The 20076-nt window shown below is 44.6% G+C and carries 19 protein-coding genes; 2 read left to right on the forward strand and 17 right to left on the reverse strand.

Going from position 1 to position 20076, the window contains the following annotated elements:
- Positions 1-2: 2 nt before the first annotated feature.
- Genes Q4488_RS11445 through Q4488_RS11485 form a run of 9 tightly spaced genes read right to left on the reverse strand, consistent with a single transcriptional unit; the run spans position 3 to position 9323 of the window.
- Complete coding sequence (locus Q4488_RS11445; RefSeq protein ID WP_303580605.1) at positions 3-1322, reverse strand: polysaccharide deacetylase family protein; 1320 nt, start codon at positions 1320-1322, stop codon at positions 3-5.
- A 20-nt stretch (positions 1323-1342) separates the two neighbouring features.
- Complete coding sequence (locus Q4488_RS11450; protein WP_303580606.1) at positions 1343-2293, reverse strand: GNAT family N-acetyltransferase; 951 nt, start codon at positions 2291-2293, stop codon at positions 1343-1345.
- A complete protein-coding gene (locus tag Q4488_RS11455; protein ID WP_303580607.1) occupies positions 2290-3252 on the reverse strand; it encodes a sulfotransferase in 963 nt (320 codons plus the stop codon). The genes Q4488_RS11450 and Q4488_RS11455 overlap by 4 nt, the downstream gene beginning before the upstream one ends.
- Before the next feature lies 1 nt (position 3253).
- Positions 3254-4516: a lipopolysaccharide biosynthesis protein gene (locus Q4488_RS11460; protein WP_303580608.1), complete on the reverse strand. Its 1263-nt coding sequence runs from the start codon at positions 4514-4516 to the stop codon at positions 3254-3256.
- Positions 4506-5348, reverse strand: a complete 843-nt coding sequence (locus Q4488_RS11465) for an acyltransferase family protein (protein ID WP_303580609.1) — start codon at positions 5346-5348, stop codon at positions 4506-4508. The genes Q4488_RS11460 and Q4488_RS11465 overlap by 11 nt, the downstream gene beginning before the upstream one ends.
- Entirely contained in the window at positions 5345-6466 is a 1122-nt protein-coding gene (locus tag Q4488_RS11470; RefSeq protein ID WP_303580610.1) for a DegT/DnrJ/EryC1/StrS aminotransferase family protein, read from the reverse strand. The genes Q4488_RS11465 and Q4488_RS11470 overlap by 4 nt, the downstream gene beginning before the upstream one ends.
- Before the next feature lies 1 nt (position 6467).
- Positions 6468-7046: an acyltransferase gene (locus Q4488_RS11475; protein ID WP_303580611.1), complete on the reverse strand. Its 579-nt coding sequence runs from the start codon at positions 7044-7046 to the stop codon at positions 6468-6470.
- 2 nt (positions 7047-7048) lie between these two features.
- Complete coding sequence (locus Q4488_RS11480; RefSeq protein WP_303580612.1) at positions 7049-7996, reverse strand: Gfo/Idh/MocA family protein; 948 nt, start codon at positions 7994-7996, stop codon at positions 7049-7051.
- A gap of 16 nt (positions 7997-8012) precedes the next feature.
- Positions 8013-9323 carry a nucleotide sugar dehydrogenase gene (locus Q4488_RS11485; protein ID WP_303580613.1) on the reverse strand — a complete coding sequence of 437 codons (1311 nt, stop codon included), beginning with the start codon at positions 9321-9323 and terminating at the stop codon, positions 8013-8015.
- A 176-nt stretch (positions 9324-9499) separates the two neighbouring features.
- Here Q4488_RS11485 and mnmC point away from each other — a divergent pair, with 176 nt between their 5' ends.
- The gene (gene mnmC, locus Q4488_RS11490; protein ID WP_303580614.1) at positions 9500-11476 is read left to right on the forward strand and encodes a bifunctional tRNA (5-methylaminomethyl-2-thiouridine)(34)-methyltransferase MnmD/FAD-dependent 5-carboxymethylaminomethyl-2-thiouridine(34) oxidoreductase MnmC; all 1977 of its coding nucleotides are present in this window, start codon (positions 9500-9502) and stop codon (positions 11474-11476) included.
- A gap of 35 nt (positions 11477-11511) precedes the next feature.
- Positions 11512-12177 (forward strand): HPP family protein, encoded by a 666-nt coding sequence (locus Q4488_RS11495; protein ID WP_303580615.1) that lies wholly within the window; start codon positions 11512-11514, stop codon positions 12175-12177.
- Positions 12178-12185: 8 nt separating this feature from the next.
- Here Q4488_RS11495 and Q4488_RS11500 read toward each other — a convergent pair whose 3' ends face one another.
- The 8 genes from Q4488_RS11500 to Q4488_RS11535 form a co-directional block, all read right to left on the reverse strand.
- Entirely contained in the window at positions 12186-12845 is a 660-nt protein-coding gene (locus Q4488_RS11500; protein ID WP_303580616.1) for a DUF4126 domain-containing protein, read from the reverse strand.
- 17 nt (positions 12846-12862) lie between these two features.
- Positions 12863-13075 (reverse strand): YheU family protein, encoded by a 213-nt coding sequence (locus Q4488_RS11505; protein WP_303580617.1) that lies wholly within the window; start codon positions 13073-13075, stop codon positions 12863-12865.
- A gap of 2 nt (positions 13076-13077) precedes the next feature.
- Positions 13078-13665, reverse strand: coding sequence for a hypothetical protein (locus Q4488_RS11510; RefSeq protein ID WP_303580618.1), 588 nt, complete (start codon positions 13663-13665; stop codon positions 13078-13080).
- A 13-nt stretch (positions 13666-13678) separates the two neighbouring features.
- Positions 13679-15709, reverse strand: a complete 2031-nt coding sequence (ligA, locus tag Q4488_RS11515) for an NAD-dependent DNA ligase LigA (RefSeq protein ID WP_303580619.1) — start codon at positions 15707-15709, stop codon at positions 13679-13681.
- A gap of 18 nt (positions 15710-15727) precedes the next feature.
- Positions 15728-17719, reverse strand: coding sequence for a cell division protein ZipA (gene zipA / locus Q4488_RS11520; RefSeq protein ID WP_303580620.1), 1992 nt, complete (start codon positions 17717-17719; stop codon positions 15728-15730).
- Positions 17720-17788: 69 nt separating this feature from the next.
- Complete coding sequence (gene ccmI / locus Q4488_RS11525) at positions 17789-19042, reverse strand: c-type cytochrome biogenesis protein CcmI (RefSeq protein ID WP_303580621.1); 1254 nt, start codon at positions 19040-19042, stop codon at positions 17789-17791.
- A complete protein-coding gene (locus Q4488_RS11530) occupies positions 19039-19512 on the reverse strand; it encodes a cytochrome c-type biogenesis protein (protein WP_303580622.1) in 474 nt (157 codons plus the stop codon). The genes ccmI and Q4488_RS11530 overlap by 4 nt, the downstream gene beginning before the upstream one ends.
- Complete coding sequence (locus tag Q4488_RS11535) at positions 19509-20042, reverse strand: DsbE family thiol:disulfide interchange protein (protein ID WP_303580623.1); 534 nt, start codon at positions 20040-20042, stop codon at positions 19509-19511. Before Q4488_RS11535 ends, Q4488_RS11530 begins: the two co-directional genes overlap by 4 nt.
- Between the last annotated feature and the right edge of the window lie 34 nt (positions 20043-20076).

Here is a 20076-nt window from a genome sequence, read left to right on the forward strand (position 1 = left end):
ACCTAACCTCTTAAAACTGCTTCGTAAAGCTCAAATGATTGGTTGTCGACCATATTAGAGTTATGCCATAACAACGTAAAATCACCACCTACCTTTCGACAGGTATTTTTCAGTTCTAGAAATTGTTTTAAAGCCAAGTTACCTAAGCCTAAGTTTTGATAGGAAGGAGAAGTCACACTTACTTCCATTGCAATTAAAGGCTGAATAACTATATCCACTTGGCATTTCTTGATAGGATCAAAATATATATAAGGAACAGCTGTTCCTGCACGAAAACCGCTATGATCAGCATACCCAAGAGAAGAATCATATTGTAAAAAAGAACTATCACCCCACAACCTGAATGTTTCTGGAGCAGTAAATCGTAAATAATGCATTCTCCCTCCAATTTTTTTAACTCTAATACCTAAAGAGATCATTGTTTCTTTAAGGTTATCAACTTCAGAGAAAAAAGCAGCGCTGTCCAACGAAGCCCCATAACTAGGATGTAGGCCTATTTCATGGTTTCTTGAATCGATCTCAATCATCAACGACTGTATTGCAGGATGATCAAGTGTATAGTCAGAATCTTTGGAGACATCTGTACAGCCTGAAATAAAATAAAATGCACTTTTGATATTATATTTATCAGAAAGATCCATTATTTTTTTCATGTTATTATACGGATCTCTGGACCACATTTTATTTTTTGTTTTGAGTTTAATCAAAGGGGCGGCTAAAGCATTAAAATCACCTCTTATAAGTATATCACCAGCCATTATCCGTACTAGTCTGGACCAAGTTTTAAACCCATATCTACTTGGGAGGTCTACATCATGAGAAACTTTTACACGAAACTCTCGACGTTTTAACGTCACTTCGTGCCACTGACGCTCAATGACCTGCCCTAGTACTCCAAACCACTCATCTACAATAGGCCTATTTAAATATCCATATTTATAAGCATGAGAGGATGAGGCTTGAAAGCGCCCGTGGACATCTAAGTCAGAGCAACCGACTTCTTCCACTCGTGTCAGCATCCAATACGCCAAGCCAAGAATATCATAATGAATAAGATAATCTTCATCAAGTTTCTCGATCAGATCTCCTTTAACAGGCAACATCCCTGGCATAGGTATAGGAAGATTCATGACAGAACTCCAGCCCTCAGCCTCTGGATTCCAAACCCCAAACAAAAGTTTCCCACCTACCATTAAAAAGTCAGAATTCAATTGATCGAATATTATATTTCCAGGACATGACGGGTGACTAAGCGCAATAGTGGAATTAACTTCAACTAAGGTAAAGTTAATTCCATATCTGTCGAACAGAATAGCTTCCATCCAGCGTAAGGCGTTCAGATTCATCGATTTATAAGTTCGCGTAAGAGTTTCAAGAGCCTGAATCGCTTACTCGGCACGTGAGTCAACATACTATAAGGCGTTTGAACTGCACCAAACCCTCTGAAAAATCGCTCAATGGGTTCAATCATAGAACCTTCAAAATCAAAACGTTGTGTTACTGTCGAAGAAAATTTGATAGCCTCCCACATACATAAACTGGTTGCGCCGCTGTTACGTAACTCCGGATTTCCACCACCCATTAGATAATAAGCCGATTGCTCATCCCATATGATTAAGACCCCTGCGTGATTTTGACCTTTATCATCCTGGGCAATAAACCACTGACATTGGTTACGCTTTTTAGCTTCTGTAACCATTTTTATTATAAAGCTGGGAGAATATGGCATGGCCTTACCCTGCCGAGAAAACGTCATTTTATTAAGCGCAATAAAATCATCAATAGATAAGTCCGTTCTAACCTTAAGCTTGACTTTATTTGTAGCTTTTCGTATTTCTCTTCGAATATTTTCTTGTAGGTTAGCCCAAACATAATCAATATCTGATAAGTCTTCGATCACGTATGTGTATCTAGTCGTTTGCTCAAAGCCTCTCCAAAAAAAGGGCAACCAATTTTGCATACTATGATGCCATGTTTGATTAAAATAGGCGTATTCTGGCAGTTGGTCGATCAACATTCCCATTAGCTCTTTTTCGGTCGATAACTGTTTTGCATACTTTGCATTGGTTGGACGAATCCAAGGCCCAAGGGTTTGCGTCAGGGCAGGCTTAGAAATAACCGTCATTCCTAAACGAGACGAACGAGTATATGGCATACTCGCTACCACCACTCCTCCTTTCTCAACGAGGCACACATCCCAGTTATCTCCAGCAACAGCGTCTAACCACCAGGCCTGTGAAAAAAGAGGGATTGATGGCTCATCGCTACAAAGCTTACGATAAATCTCTTTCAAAAAAATAAGTCCTTCTCAAATGGATAACTAGTAATAATTCCATCTAAATACTCTTGTTCTTCTCGCGCTAGCTCAGAAAAACAATCCTTCTCAAAAACAGGTAATAGACCTGCCTCTTTCGGCTTTACACCTATCCATTTCGCAAGACCTTGCAACAGAAATTGGTTTAAATTTTTATAATGAATAACTTTAATATTGTTTTGAGGAAACAAATTTAAATCATCAGATATTTGTTTCTCTAAGAAGTATACTTGCGCCGCACACTTAACACTTTCTGACAAACCCATCAACTCCTCAACATTCGGCGGCATAACACTCCACCAAGAGTTTACATCAACCCCAAGCTTCTCCCTAGCTTTCAAAATTGATCGTATAACAAAACGCGGGTCCCTTCTCAAGAAAATAATTTTAGCATTAGGAAACGCTTTATTAATAAACCTTAATCTTTGACCAGCATTTAAATTCTTAAAAACTACAGGCTTACCATATTTATTTGTAATTGCTGTTATTTCTTCTCTAATTTCTTTTACCATTTTATCTGTCACGTCATCATGATTTATAAAATGTCTATCTCTTGGCAACCATCTATACCAAAAGCTACCGCATTCACTGGGTGAATGTAGTCCTTTTGTCGACCCATGATTAGAGGAAAAGCAGTTATGTGCTTTTTGCTTAAAAAACAAGTTACTCAACCAAAACCCAAAAAAAAGATTTTTATTAAACCTGCAAGCCAAGTTGTCAATATAAAGAACATCTAATTGATTTGTTAGAGTTTGATATAAAATTGTTGACCCCGTTCTTGGTGCCCCAATGATAAACATTGGTTGATGCTTAATTGAAGCTTCAGCATATTTTTTACATTGACTTTTTTCCCATATTTTTATGACAGGTGAAGTTAATGAGATTATTTTACATATAATAAAAAAACAATACCTTTTAGGATCTAGATATTTATCCAAATTAACCTCGTATTCTCACGTGCGAGTAAATCAAAATATAAAAAAACATATAATAAACAGACAAGACCACAACCAAAAAATTCAAAAACTCTTCAAAACTCAACTCTAAATAGTCACTTAAATAAATTACAGTTAAATAGAGCCCTAAAAGACCGAGCTGCCAAATCATACCTAATTTGTTTTTTTTATTAATTTGATTTGTTACGGTTAGTGGAGAAACAACAAATCTAACCATAAAAAATGGAACCATGATCTTGGCATAGCTACCAGCCACAAGCCAATCACTCCCAAAAACGTAATAAAAAATATCTTCCACAACAAAATACAAAACAAAATAAAATGGCAAACCGATAAGCACTAACTTCTTACTTGCACTTATAAAGCTGTTATAAGCACTACCTGTCTCTTGCTGCTCTTTACTTGCTTCTTGAAAATAAACTTTTCCGATAGCACTACCTATTAAACTAGCTGGCATACCTAGCACTCTCTCAGTAAAGCTATAATAACCTAAGGTTGATAAACCATAAAACATTGAAATTATAACATTATTAATATTCTGCGAAAGCGTATTGAACAAACCTGCCCAGAGCGTAAACCTAGGAAAGTCTTTATACTTTTTAGCTAAGGCAATAATCTTTATTTTATTAACAGATACCGCTATTTTTTTCCTGCCTAGATTTTTAATTAGTCTCGAATTAGCCACTAATTGAGACAATAGTTGTCCTGTTATTAGACCTACGACTCCTCCCTTCAAAACACCTATACTTAGTTGACTTGCAGCACCTACTATAGATTTTGAAACAGCCGCATTCCTTATATCTTTATAATATTTATTCCTAACATTATAATAATTAAGCAAATTAAAAACACCCGTAAGAAAGACAGCTACAGGTACAAAGTAAAGCCAAAATTCTATTTCTTGGTTCCCCAATAAATTCCTTATATTTTCATTTAAAAAAAACACGATAAAACCAAGCAAAAAAGATATTACTGCACATATTGCAAAACCCAAAACCAATAAATTAATTGCATCACTGTCCTTTTTAGGCAGCATAATAGCAAGCTCATACCGTCCATTAACAATGCTTCCGAACACAGCTGAAATTGTTGCAAATAAGCTTAAAATCCCAAAATCTTCTGGTGTATAAATACGTGTAAGAATTGGACTAATTGCAATAGGAATAGCTTGCGCGATAGAAGCCCCAGTTATAAGAGTTAATACATTTCGAGAAAACTCACTTCCCTTAAAAAACCTATTGATCATAAAATAATTCTTTTGAAATTATAGGTAAAGCTTGTTTAGCATGCTCTTTGGCACCGACTTCATTAATATGATGAGTATCATAAAATATTAACTCACCATTCCAGTAAGGAGTCCGCTTAAACAAATTAATTTCATCCAACTCTATAAATTTAATTTTTTTATTTTCTGAGACTGATAAGTCTCTTAATAAATCATTTGTAGACAAGCGCCTCTTATCAAGGCCTATTGATGCATCTACACCCAAATATTCAAACTTTCTACTACGCTGAGGATGATAATTCAACAACGATTCTTGACTAAGTATATATATCGTACCCCCCTTATTTATTTCTTCTAAAAATATATCAAGTGCATATCTAAATGCCTCACTTTGTAACAAAATAAGAAAAGGAGATATTAAATAAAATTGAATCTCGACGGCTAATGACAAAGTTTGCAGTAGTGGTTTCTCATAACTTGCAGGGGCAAAGTAATTGTTACTAGCAAACCATACTGTTTTCTCTAGTCCTTTTTTAAAAACTTTAAAATCTTGAGGCAATAAAAATACAGCAGAAATCAACGCTACAATTAACAGCATAGTAAAGTATGCAGGGGCTATACGTTTAATACGACTCAAATAAAAGTATTTTAACGTAACCAAGATGTTATATTCAGGACAAGACTTCCTATCAAGCAGGATAGACGTTATCAAAAAACCTGATATAACTAAAAAGACATCCACCCCAACAAAGCCGCCAGGCAACCAAGTAGGGTTTAAATGAAAAACCATCACAGCGATAACAGCAACGGCTCTTAAACTCTGTATCTCTGGACGAAAATAATTTGATCTCATGAAACTGCAACTTGAGAAATATTTCGCGATTTAGTTTGTTCGAGATATGGGTGCATTGGTAAACTGAAAACACTTCGCGCTAATTTTTCTGCAACAGGAAAAGATCCTTCTGTGTAATTCAATATTTCAAAAACACTTTGCTGATGCATACAGGTAGCATAATAAATCATGGTTGGGATACCTTGCTCTTTATACTTTTTCATTTCAGCATCTCGTTTATCAGAAACCAATGTATATTGTGCCCAAGAGCTAATATAGCCTTCTGGTACTTGAGGGGTTTTATACTGACTTGACAGAGTGTTTTCGTAGTTTTTTGCTGCTTTATTACGGTTTATTAACTCTTGCGGAAATTCTGCTAATTTTTCTAATAAAATCGCAGCTTGAATAGTGTCTAGGCGACTATTCATCCCAATACGAACATTGTCATATTTATCACTGCCTTTACCGTGCGCTCTTAATGATTTTAATAACTCCGCGTATTCGTCATTATTTGTAAAAACAGCACCACCATCACCGTAACAACCCAATGGTTTTGCAGGAAAGAAACTAGTAGTGGCAATATCACCAAAGCTTCCAGCAAATCTTTTGCTACCTTGCTGGTTAGTAATTGAACCTCCAAAGCCTTGGGCTGCATCTTCAATCAGCTTTAAGTTATATTTTTCTGCTATACGCTCTAGTTCAGAGTAGTGAGCTGGCAAGCCAAATAGATCTACGGCAACAATAGCTGTTGGATTCAGTTTCCCTTCTGCAATCGTTTGTCTTATGCGTTTTTCTAGGTCAATAGGACAAATATTAAATGTCGCTTCGTCTGAATCTACGAATACTGGCGTTGCCTTTTGAAAGGCTATGGTTTCTGCTGTCGCAAAAAAGGTGAAGGTTGGACAAAAAACAGCGTCGCCTTCTTTAATGTCTAAAACCATCATGGCGAGAGTCAATGCATCCGTTCCATTAGCACAGGTAATTGCATGCTTAACCCCCACGTATCCGGCAAGCTTATCTTCTAACTCTTGTACTTCTGGCCCCATTATATATTGGCCATGATTTAGTACATTTTGAATGCGCTTATCAATACGTGCTTTTAAATGTTGATACTGAGCAGCCAAATCGATAAATTGCATGTTAATTAACCTTCTTTACTACCTTATTAGCAAGTACGTACTTTTCTTGAGTATGCAGACAAACCGCTTCAGCTTCTCCTGTGACAGGTAAGTCTAACTGCTCCCCAAACTCACTCATCCATCCGATCTGCTTAGCGGGAACGCCAACCATCAATGCATAAGGAGGTACATCGTGCTTCACAACAGCACCCGCCCCTATAAATGCGAATTTACCGATGGTTACACCGCAAACAATGGTGCAGTTCGCCCCTAAGGTCGCCCCTTTTTTAACTACTGTATTGCGGTATTCATTTTTACGTTCAACCAAAGCACGGGGGTTATAGACATTGGTAAATACCATACTGGGCCCACAAAATACCCCGTCTTCTAGCGTAACGTTGTCATATACAGAGACATTATTTTGAATTTTACAGTTATCACCGATAACAACGTTATTAGCCACGAATACATTCTGACCTAGGGAACAATAACGTCCAATTCGGGCACCTCCACAGATATGAACAAAGTGCCAAATTCTAGTGCCTAAACCGATTTCAGCCCCTTCATCAACAATCGCACTATCATGAATCTGATAACCCATGTTCACACCAGTTTATTTAAAAAGGGATGTGCTTCTCTTGCCATTGCTTTTTCTGGTATCGCGTCACGAATATCGTTGACCGTTGCCACACAATGACGGGCATCTTCCAGCCCATAACCACGGCCCGCTAAGATCTCTTGATAACTCATGGTATGCAGGTCAGTGAAGCCTCCAGAAAACTCTATCTCATCACCATCACACTTTATCGAACGATAGGTCGGCTGCTTACCTCTAACTGATTCAGGTAAGTCACTAGCATCAATCGACAAGAACCACGGTACTCTCGCATTTTCATATTCAAGATAGCCTGCTGCTTTATAAGCATTCGCATAATGCAGCACGCTTTTTTGTAATTGACCAAAAACAAAATGCAGCATATCGAAGAAATGAACACCGATATTGGTTGCAATACCGAATGATTTTCGTGGATCACCTTTCCAGCTTTCCATATACCAATGACCACGGCTGGTAATGTATGTTAACTCAACCTCATGCTTATCCTCTCGCTGCTCACGTGCGACTTTCTGTTTGAGTTCGAGAATCGCCTGATGGTGACGTAATTGAAGAATATTGTAGATTCGCTGACCTGTTTCTTGCTCTATTAGCTGAAGTTCATTCAACAAATCAGGTGAGGGCACTAGTGGTTTTTCGCAGATAACATCACATCCCATTCGTAAGCCTGCGGCGATATGGGCTTTATGCAAGTAGTTTGGCGAGCAGACCGAAATGAAGTCTAGTTCGGTTTCTGCACTTCTTTTCAGTGTATAGATGTGATCAGAGAAACGTTCAAACTCGGTAAAAAAATCACTATTAGGCGCCAAGCTATCAATAATGCCAACCGAATCATTGATATCGTAACCACAAACCAACAAATTGCCTGTTTCTTTTATCGCTTTCATATGCCTAGGAGCGATATAACCTGCAGCACCTATTAATGCAAATTTCTTCACACCACAACCCTCCAAATTAGGCTTTGATAATATTCGATTGCGTCGCTCTGAACTTGCCACGCGTATCTATCAATAATACCGATTGCTCTGCAATCAGATCATAATCAAACGCATCATGATCTGTTGCTAACACAACGGCATCATAACCATGAAGAGACTCTTTCGTTATCCTAACACTATGGAGGTCAAACTTATGTTCACGCATTTTGGGGAACGAATGAACATGAGGATCACTGTATTCGACAATAGCACCTTTGCCTTGCAATAACTCCATGATGTCAACTGAAGGAGATTCGCGTACATCATCAACATTTTTTTTGTACGCGATACCTAATACAAGTATTCGGCTTCCTTTTAGCGCTTTACACTGATCATTTAATCCATCCATTAGCTTCGTCACTATCCAATGAGGCATCGAAGTATTCACCTCTCCTGCCAGCTCAATAAAACGCGTATGCAAACCATACTCACGCGCTTTCCAAGTTAAATAGAACGGATCTATCGGAATGCAATGACCACCCAAGCCAGGTCCTGGGTAGTATGGCGTAAAGCCAAATGGCTTGGTTGCCGCCGCATCGACCACTTCGAAGATATCGATGCCCATTTTATCCGCAACAATTTTCATCTCATTGACTAAGCCAATGTTTACTGCCCTGTGGATATTTTCTAATAGCTTAGTCATTTCTGCAGCTTTTGTCGTGCTGACAGGCACCACTGTATCAATCGCTTGCCGATACAGTGTTTGACCTACTTCTAAGCAGTACTGTGTATGCCCCCCGACAATTTTAGGGATATTACGCGTTGCAAAGTTTTGATTACCTGGGTCTTCTCTTTCAGGGGAATAAACCAGAAACAAAGACTCGCCAACGGTCAAACCACTAGCCTCCACGCGAGGTAACAACTCTTCTTCTGTTGTTCCGGGGTACGTCGTGCTTTCTAATGATATAACTTGCCCTTCGCGCAAAAACGGAACTAAAGCATCCGTCGTCTTCGTCACAAAACTAATATCAGGCTCTCTGTATTTGTTCAGCGGAGTGGGCACACACAAAATAAGCGCATCGCACTCACCCGCACGGGAAAATTCATTGGTGGCCTCAAAGCCTTTAGAACGTGCAATAGCAATGGATTCATCAGAGATATGTTCTATGTAACTCTGACCTCGGTTCAAGCGACTAACTTTATCTGCGTCGATATCGATGCCAAGAACGCTATAACCTATCGCGTTATAGCGTATCATTAAAGGAAGCCCCACGTAGCCTAATCCGACTATACCAATGACAGCGGTTTTCCCTTCAAGCTTCGAAATCAGTTCCTGACGACAAGACATAGATCATCCTTATCTAACCCTCCATCGTTTTCAGAGGTTTAGCAAAATTAAGTATTTAAAATGAAACAGGAGGTAAACTGATAATAAGCATATCTGATCCTATCCCAAGCGCGTTATTATATGCAATGTATCCCTAAAAGCACTGATATCAATAGCTAGCACCCAGCATTATTCTTATGAAAAAAACGACACAAGCAACGATTATCTGGAACGATCATCTACCGTATTCGGTGCAACATGAAGACATCTACTTCTCCACGGAGAACGGTCTCGAGGAAACCAATCATGTTTTTCTCGAGAGCAATCAGCTACGCGAACGCTTCGCTACCGCTGACTCATTTACCATTGCCGAAACCGGCTTTGGTACGGGGCTTAACTTTCTTGCCACCTGGCAGCTGTTTCGCGAGCAAGCACCGGCTTCGGCTAGGTTACATTTTGTCAGTGTTGAAAAATACCCTATCGCAACCGATGATCTCATCAAGGCACTCGCCCTTTGGCCAGCACTTAGCATGTTCTCTGAACAGCTCATTGTCCAGTATCCATCTCCGGTGCCGGGGTTTCATCAGCTTTCTTTTGATCAGGGTCGGGTAACACTGACCTTGATGTTGGGGGATGCTGTTGACTGTTATCGTCAATTAGACGCGATAGTGGATGCTTGGTTCTTCGATGGTTTCACTCCATTTAGAAACCCTGATATGTGGCGTCCTGAGCTGTTTGAGCAGGTTGGCCGTCTAAGTCAGCAGGGGACAACCTTTTCAACCTTTACTTGCGCTGGGGTTGCTAGACGTGGGTTACGTGATGTCGGCTTTAACGTTGAAACGGTAACGGGATTTGGGCGTAAACGCGAGATGCTGATTGGCACATTCACGGCACAAGAACCCATGAACGTAGCGGCTCCGCTCTCACCGGCTTGGTTTGAGCTGCCTAATAAGCATAGCGGTGACAAAACGGCCCTGATTATTGGCGCGGGTATCGCTGGCTGTGCAACGGCTTACGCGTTAGCCAAGCGTGGCTGGAAAGTCACGCTTGTGGATAAGAATCCACAGATTGCGGCTGAAGGCTCGGGCAATCATCAAGGCGCTCTCTATGCGAAGCTACCGATTGAGCCAATTCCCGCTAGCCGCTTTCACCTGTCGGGCTTTCTTTATAGCAGTCGTTTGCTGCAACAGAGCTTGGCTGATCGTGCTGATATTTGGTCACCCTGTGGCTTATTACAGCTGGCCGCGCATGAAAAAGAGCGCGTAAAACACGAAAAATTAGCCGCTTCCAGTCATTATCCCGCCTCGGTGGTGCGTTATGTTGAGCAAGCGGAAGCCACGGATATCGCCGGTACTGCGGTCAATAACAGCGGTTTATTTTTCCCCGAAGCGGGCTGGGTGTCACCGCCACGTTTATGTCGCTGGTTAAGTGAGCAGCCAAATATCACGGTGATGACCCATACGGAGATCGTCCGCCTGGAACAGCAAAAGGAGGGTTGGCAGGGCCACACTCGACAAGGCGATGTCTTGACGGCGGCGGTAACGGTGATTGCTGCCGCCGCCAATAGTGTATCATTTGAACAATCTCATCATCTTCCGCTACAGAATATCCGTGGACAGGTATCGATTACCGCGCCACAAGCCAACATTGAGCCACTCAACACCGTGCTATGCAGTGAAGGGTATATATCGCCGAGTCAGCAGGGTCGTTTCTGTTTTGGTGCCACCTTTGATCTTAAAGATGAAAAAACCGATATTCGTGAATCGGGGCACCAACATAATCTGCAAAAGATTACCGATATGGCGCCTCGGCTCGGTGATGCTTTAGCACACTACCATACGCAGCATCATTTAGCGGGACGTGTTGGTTTTCGCTGTGTCTCACCCGATAAGCTCCCCATGATTGGGCCTGTGCCCATTGATACCGACTTCATAGCGCATTATGCCCGTCTGCGACACGATGCCAAAACACCGATAAACACACCCCCGAGTCACTACCCCGGTTTGTTTGCTAACCTCGCGCATGGATCAAAAGGGTTAATTAGTGGTCTAATTAGTGGAGAGCTTATCGCGGCGATGCTGGAACATGAGCCTTTACCGCTAGAAAAAGAGCTTGTGGATAAACTCAATCCAGCACGATTTATCATCAAGAATTTGATACGTCGGGCGATATAGTCTTTAAGCTTTCGAATGAGCAGTAGTAAAATCTTATGGCATTGGTTATATACGATCAAGGATACCGCATCCAAACACCGGTTAAATCCCTCTTTACCCCTCGCGGGGTAGAGCAACTCGGTGCGTCCAAAAAAACGGCTGCCGCTGCGGGTGATCAAGATCATGAGAAAGCCATGGTTGATCAAACACAGCATCAGGATAGCCCACCAAGCACCTCTGGCACAGCCCATAAAGCGGCTATCGTTTATAGCCAAACCAGTGATAGCAGCGCCACACCGACACGTCCACGCTCTTATATTCCAGCCTCATTGATCATGTCATCCCCAATTCAGTCGGTATTGGAAGGCAGTAAAATTCAGTCGGCACTGTATAAGATGCAACAGTACTCTATTAGTCACCTGCTAGTGCTGTCTGGCACCGGCCGCCTGATGGGCATTGTGACGGAGAAACTGTTGTTACAATACTTGAGTTATCAGGGGGCTCAGGAACATTCGGTAGAAGATAGCATCGAGCGATGTTATACACAGCAAGTCATCACCGCGACGCCAGATACAAATATTCGACAACTGGCGGTTAGCTGCGTCGAACATCACTTAAGCTGTATTCCGGTGGTTGAAGAGAACGGTAACCTTCAAGGCATCATCACGCGCACCGATCTGCTCCAATCACTGATTAATAATGAGTGGTTAGACAGCCGCTAGGGTCTGATTTAAGGCTTCCGATGGGGTAACGCACTCCCCTTCTCGAGGTGAATGTCTGCTTCTCGCCGTCCCAATAGCCCCGCTAAAAACGCAAAAACCTTTTTAATACCGCGCCAAATTTTCGGCAGTAGCCAGATCACCAAGGCGATAAACAAGATCAGTATGATGAGAAAGGCGATCGGATAGTTGAGTGCGGCCCATAGCCCGCCAAACACCGCCAGATCTTCGGTAATCGAGGCCGCCCAGTTACTCACAGGCTCGGGAGAGGTATTGATTATGACTCGTCCGCCCGCCTTGAAGGCATGACTGGTCGCGGATAATGAGCCTCCGACCAAGGCGGCAGCAACAATCACCGCTTCATTCATATCCCCCACCGCACCCGCCGCCAGAGCAGCCCCTGCAGGGATACGAATAAAGGTGTGTATGGTGTCCCATCCGCTATCCACGCCCGGAATTTTATCGGCAAAAAATTCAACACAGTAGATCAAGCCTGCGGCCATCAAGACCATCGGGTCGGCCACAATTTCTAAGCCACTCGGCAGCTGTAAATGCCCCATATTCGCCGCCAACCCTAGCATCAGGATGGTCGCATAAAGATTAATGCCACTCGCCCAACCAACCCCCATGGTCAGCGCAATCAGTGCGGTAATCTGTTCTAACTGATCCATGAGAATACCTCGCTCAACTATAACCGGTCACGAGCCACTATATTGCATAGGCCTGTACTCTGACTGAACAACACCACGGCCTCCCCATTGCTGAGTTTAGCCCTAACTTGTTCGATGCGCATATCAAGGGAGGTTTCGTTATAGCCGTAGTCGGTGCCATCACGAGTAACAAACTCTTTGATCAGGCTCGTTAACGTATCCGGTTGCAGTTGTTGCCAAGGAATAATCATACTTACCAAGGCCAGCGAAAGAAGCTATCGGCGCGTTCACGTATCCGTGGGCAAGACTTCAAATCTTCGCGATACTGCTGCGCTCGATGATCAACCTGCTCAGCTTGACGCTGCAACAGTGAATCCGCACGATACTCCATTCGATACAAACCGCCATGACCAATTCTCGACGCCATATAGAGTTTGCCCGCTTCATTCATGGTCAAATCAATGCGCCGACTCGCCATCTGCGCATGCCAGCCGAGATAATCCAGGGCCGTGCTAATGTCATCGACCGCAGCGGACCAATTCTCACTCGCTAGACGATATTCTTCCCAATCAGCGTGCGTAGGGCGAATATATTCACTCGCCTCTGTGCCCACCGTCATATTCAGTTCGGCCAGAGCAATATGCAGCGGTAAGCCCCAACGTTGTTCAGTGGCAGCCGCCGCATCGAGCCAATCATTATTCTGATACAGCCCTCGACAAAACAGATTATCCGGCTTTACAAATCGCTCCGGCACGACTTCAGCCATCTGACTACAGCCCTGCGTTAACAAGGCCCCCAGTAAACATACCGGTATTGATCGGTAAATCTTCGATCTGCGCATCTGTCCGTCTCTCTTATTCGTTATATTGCGTCAGTAATGCCATTAACTCTGCTTCATCCATCACCGGGATATTCAACGCTTCCGCTTTCTGTAACTTAGAGCCAGCCCCAGGGCCGGCCACCACATAATCAGTTTTGGCTGACACACTGCCAGCAACCTTAGCACCGAGCGCTAATAATTGCTTTTTAGCCTCGCTACGCGGCATCTGCTCCAGTGTGCCTGTTAATACCCAGGTTTGCCCCAGCAAAGGTTGCGAGGCTTGATCTAGGCTGACATCCTGCCAATGAACACCGGCCTGACGCAAGGCATCAATCACTTCACGGTTATGTACTTGATGGAAGAAACTAACAATATATTGTGCCACCACCGGGCCAATATCCGGGGTCGCCTGAAGCTGCTCTTCACTCGCCGCCATCACCGCTTCCAACGAGCCAAAATGAAGCGCTAATGTTCTGGCCGTGGCTTCGCCGACTTCACGAATACCCAGGGCATAGATAAAATTCGCCAGTTCAGTGGCTTTACTGTTATCGATACTCTGTAACAGCTTGGTCGCCGACTTATCACCCATACGCTCCATACTGGCTAACTGCCGATGATGTAATTGATACAGATCGGCAGGGCTATGTACCAGTTCTTTTTCGACTAAAGCATCGATCAGTTTTTCACCTAAGCCATCAATATCCATCGCTTTACGCGACACATAATGCTTCAACGCTTCTTTTCGTTGTGCGCCACAACTCAGCCCACCCGAACAACGGGCCACGGCTTCGCTCGCCACGCGAATAACTTCCGCATCACACACCGGGCAGGTTGCGGGTAATTGCACCGCTTCAGCGTCAGCAGGTCGACGTTCTAACACGACCGAGACGACTTGCGGGATCACATCCCCAGCTCGACGGATAATCACGCTATCCCCCGCCCGCACATCTAAACGTTCCACCTCATCCATATTGTGTAAGGTGGCATTACTCACCGTCACGCCACCGACAAATACCGGCTCTAAACGCGCCACCGGAGTGATCGCGCCCGTGCGGCCCACCTGAAACTCAATCGCTTTAACCTGCGTTATCTCTTCCTGCGCCGGAAACTTATGCGCAATAGCCCAACGAGGAGCCCTTGAGACAAAGCCTAAACGCTGCTGTAGCGCAATATCATTCACCTTGAATACGATACCATCAATCTCATAAGCTAGCTGATTACGCCGCTCTGAGAGCGCATCATAATACTCAAGACAGCCCTTCGCCCCTTGCACCACTGCCATCTCAGCATTGATTTTCAGCCCCCAGGTGGCTAACTGACGCAATATGTCCGCATGATTATCGGGAAGTTCACCACCACTGACAACGCCAACCGAATAACAGCACATCTCCAATGATCGCTGTGCCGTTATTTTCGGGTCCAGCTGCCGTAGGCTACCCGCCGCCGCATTACGCGGATTCACAAACGGTTTATCACCCCGCTTTAACGCCGCCTCGTTGAGTCGCGTAAAGCTTCTACGGGGCATATAAATTTCCCCCCGCACTTCTAACCGTTCAGGGTAACCCGCGCCCATCAACTGTAACGGAATCGACTCGATCGTTCTGACATTGAGACTAATATCTTCCCCCGTACTGCCATCGCCTCGCGTAGCACCGCGCACTAAGCGCCCCTGTTCATACAGTAGACTCACCGCAATACCATCCAGTTTAGGCTCGCAGGCAAAGGTCAATGGCGTATCTTCGATCCATTTGAGTCGATCATGTAGACGCTTTTCAAAACTATACATATCGTCGGCTGAGAACGCATTATCCAGCGATAGCATCGGCATTTCATGCCTCACTTGAGTAAATGCGGTCAACGGCGCTGCGCCCACCCGTTGCGTGGGCGATTCAGCGGTAATCAGTTCGGGATGTTCATCTTCCAATGCTTTGAGCTGCTGAAACACGCGATCATATTCAGCGTCTGGCACCTGTGGGTCATCGAGTACATAGTATTGATAGTTATAGTGACGCAATTGATCGCGCAGTTGCTCAAGCAACTGCGGTATAGAGGTATCGGGTTTCATTGGCTTTATCTGAGACTATCAGGCAGTTGTCGTTTTTTTCAGCTTACGCATTTCAAATTTACGAATGCGTTCGCGATAATGTTCTTTGGTTTGATCACGCATAGTTGAACGATTTTCATCCAACAGAATACCGTGCAGATTGTTAGCGATAGCCGTGGCCGTGGCCAACATGCACTCATAGGCATTCATCACGTCGCGCGGCTCTTCCATCGACATAAAGAAGGTCACGCCACGGGTTTCGATACTGTCCATGGTATCGATATCAAAATAACCCGGTTCCAGCGCGTTGGTCATACTGAATTGAACCGCACCTTCATCAATACCATCTTCATAACGATGGAAGATTTTCATATCGCCATAGCGCATACCGCAGGCCAGCAAGATCTGTAATAAACTGCGGCCAGTAAAACTTTGTTCACCCTCGGCAGCGACTACCGAGATCACCAAGACTTTATCGGCCTCAGGAATTTTCTGTAATGACTGCCCTTTGATACCCATTCCCGGCGCTGCTGCAACATCATCCGCTGCGGCTAACTCATTGACGTCCGTATCTGACGCCTGCAGCGTGTTAACGACGGGAGTCTGACGTGGCTCTTCTGTAAATAAACTACCACTGAGTTCAGCCTGATCATCATCGATCGCCGAAAAATGCAGCGTTTCTGATGCGCTTGTTTGTGCATCTTGCGTATCAGGCCTATGCCGATGTAATACGTCTGTATCTTGCGCTGGCGGCAGATCCATAGCCGTTTGTTGCGCCGCCGGCGTCTCCTCTCGTGACGGACGCATTAACTCACTCACCGGACGGGTATAATCAAACTCGTAGTCATCGTCATCGGCGGTGGTGTCATCGACAACATCAAAACGGAAACCTTCGGGCAACGAATCAATCAAGTTATCTTCTTCTGCCGAATAATCGGGCGGTGTGCGCGTATGCGATGCTTTTCGCTCAGGCATCGTTTCTGCAGCAAACAGATCTTGACGTTCTGGGGGCTCAGTCGTGTCGAACGATGCCTCTGTGGCTTTTGACTGGACAAGCGTTTGAATCAACGGCACATCATCTTCAATCGACGTTTCCTGCGCCTCAAACTCACTGACGGCTGCTGCGATGCGGTCATGCTCTGTATCAGTATCGATATCGCCGATGGTGGGCACGTTATCCGTTGACGAGGGGATCGCCTCAGGCTCGGATTCTTCATCCTGCACCACTCGAACAGCCGAGAGATTATTATCCATCTCATCGAAAGAAGGGCCATCGTGATGCGGTGGAAAGCTATCAAATGAGGCGAATAGAGGGTCTTGCTCTGCCACTTGTTCAGGGGTTAACAACGATTGCTGGCGCTCATCACGTTTGTCTGTCGACAAAGGCATTTGAAGCGGTGATTGATCAACCGGTCTGGTGACAGCGGTTGGCTCAGACTCTGACGTATCAGACCCTGAAGTTTTGGCGGCGTTACTGTCTGTATTGCTAGATGTGTTGCTAGGCGGTACTAACCTGTCGCTAGACGCGGCACGGGGCGCGGTGTTAATTGCGCTATCGAAGCTGCTCTTGCTCGGGTGCTCGTTTGCATACTCGTTGTTCGCGGGCTTGATTGCGCTATTGTTTTCGAGCTCGTTTTCGCTCTGACGACTATCCGAACGCTCCGGCTTCAGAGGACGATCATCCACCGAAGGGATTTGTACATGGGCCTCAGCCCGTCTTACCGGCGAGACATTCAGTTCATCAAACTCAGGTTGTTTAGTGGCCGCCTGATGATCATCACTCATCACCGGCTCACGACGACCACCCGCAACCGCCTCGTCGTGACCATGAACGACACGGGCTCCCCCACCTGGCAATTCGGGATTAAAAGACGATTCTTCGGGCATTTCAGGCAGATCGGTGAGCGACTTATCAATTTTCATCTTTAGTCGATTGCTGCTGCCGCGCATGCGGCGCCAACCATCCAACACAATCAGGAGAACAACTATCACGCCACCGATAATCAGCCATTCGCGTAATCCTAATTCCATTGCCTGATATTACCCTTATTTTAATTTATATACGTTGCACAAATCGTCTCTTGTGCTGGTTTATGTCGATCATTCAACAATCTGATCGATCGATAGCTCTAATATATCAACTTGACCATGAACAGCAACAGAAGAAATCTTTCCACTCAAATCGCCTGCCTGAGGGGTCGGTTGTCCTGACGCGGATACACGCGCCACCAACTCTACCGTTTCGGCGCCAGAAAGCTTCGCCTGTGGGCTCATTGATACACTGTCATCCAATACCACCGTCAGCGGTAAATCAGCCACGGTTAAACGTTTGGCAGCCAACGGCATTCTGCCGCCCACCGGACGAGCTAACACAAAGACAGTCATATCCGGCGTTACCCGACTGCGAAGTTCAGGGTCAATACTCACCATCAGTGTCAGTTTCACCTCTTCTAATTCAGGCAGATCCGGTACCGTTTCGCCGGCAGCGATCAGCTTATCGCGGGCCGAAACAATCCCAGATTTAAGTGAAGACACCTGTTCGCCTTCGGCATGCGTTAAACCTTTACGCCAAAACCCAATGGCGGCGCGATAATCTCCGGTTTCATAAGCAGCAATACCTAATAACCCGAGAGCCGTGATCTCAAACGGATCTAGTGCCAGTGTTTTATCGACCTCAGTACGAATTTTATCATCCATTTGTCCGCTATTGGCAAAAAACAGCGCTTGAGCATACTGTCCATTTACGCCGGCATATTGAGGCGCTTCTGACGGCAAATATGCTAACGCATTGCGGTAACCATCGGCCGCCGCCGAGTAGTTTTGCATACTCATAAACGTATTAGCTAATAAGTACCAGCCTTCAGGGTTTTCAGGTTCTTGTTCAAGGCGGTTTTGCAAAGCGGTAATCGCCTCTTCCACGGTTGGCGTTTTCCCATTGAAAGGATCCACCGGGCCATTGATCGCAATCGCCAAATCACCTGAACGACCAAAATCAGAATAGATCGCTAACCCCATCGCGGGCATCAGTAATGCCAATGCAAATGCGGTGATGATCGATTGACGGTTAATTTTCAACGGTTTACTGTTCGATTCAATCGTATCATCGACATCTTGCAACAGGTTGCGTTCTAGCTCTAGTTTCAGTGACGCGAAGTTAGGCGCATCCAGATTGCCAACATCGCGCTCTTGCTCTAATTCTGCTAGACGCTCTTCATAGATAGCGATATTTAACGCCCGACGATCAACATCGACTAGGCTTTTCGTCTCTACCTGACGTGCTTGATAAACTGGGTACAGCACAAATGCCACCGCCAATAGAGAAAACAGTGCGATACCTAACCATAGCGCTATCATTTAGTCTTTTCCTGTTTCAATAACTGCTCCAGCTTTTGCTTTTCTGCATCACTGAGATTGCTGTTGGGTTTGTCCTGCTGCACTTTTTTTCGTTTTCCGCTGACCAAAAAAACCACACCGATACCAATCAATAACAACACCGCCGGTCCAAACCATAACAAATAGGTCTGCTCGTTCATCCTTGGGCGATACAGCACAAATTCACCATAACGGCTGACCATAAAATCAATCACCTGCTCATCGTTAGCGCCCGCTTCGAGCATTCGATGTAGTTCCTGACGCAGGTCTTCGGCGATCGGCGAGTTGGAATCGGCAATATTCTGATTCTGACACTTAGGACAGCGCAATTCTGCTGCTAATGACTGAAACCGCTCACGCGTAGCGGCATCCTTAAATTCAAAGGTATCAATAGCGCCATTTGCCAGAGCACTTAGGCTCAGTAATAGCACTAACAGTCCATGCCGAATCATTGATTGACCTCCAACTGCTGCAGTTGCTCGCGTAACACACGCCAGACCTGTTCATCGACAGCGCCCACATGTTTATAACGAATGATTCCCTGCGCATCTAACACAAAGGTTTCTGGGGCACCGTAAACCCCTAAATTCAGTCCTAGCTTGCCGTCAGGATCATAGATATTCAGCGCATAGGGATTCATATATTGATCCAGCCAGACCTTCGCCTTAGCCCGATCATCTTTATAATTTACACCGTAAATAGTCACCCCTTCTTGCTGCACAATACGGTTGAGCTGTGCATGCTCGGCCTTACATGTTGGACACCAGGTGGCCCACACATTGAGTAAGGCGGGACGTCCCTTTAAATCGGCAGCCGTGATGCTTTGTTGTTCATCCAGCAAAGCAGACAAACTGAACGCGGGCACCGGTTTACCGATTAACGGCGACGGAATCGTTTCAGTATTTTTACCGATACCGTTCCAGAGAAACAGTCCCAGTGCGACAAATAAAACCAGTGGAACAATAACAATTAATCGACGCATCGCTATACCTATCTGTAGCTATCGAAACACTTAA

Source organism: Amphritea sp. 1_MG-2023 (genome assembly GCF_030547545.1).
Lineage (GTDB): Bacteria > Pseudomonadota > Gammaproteobacteria > Pseudomonadales > Balneatricaceae > Amphritea.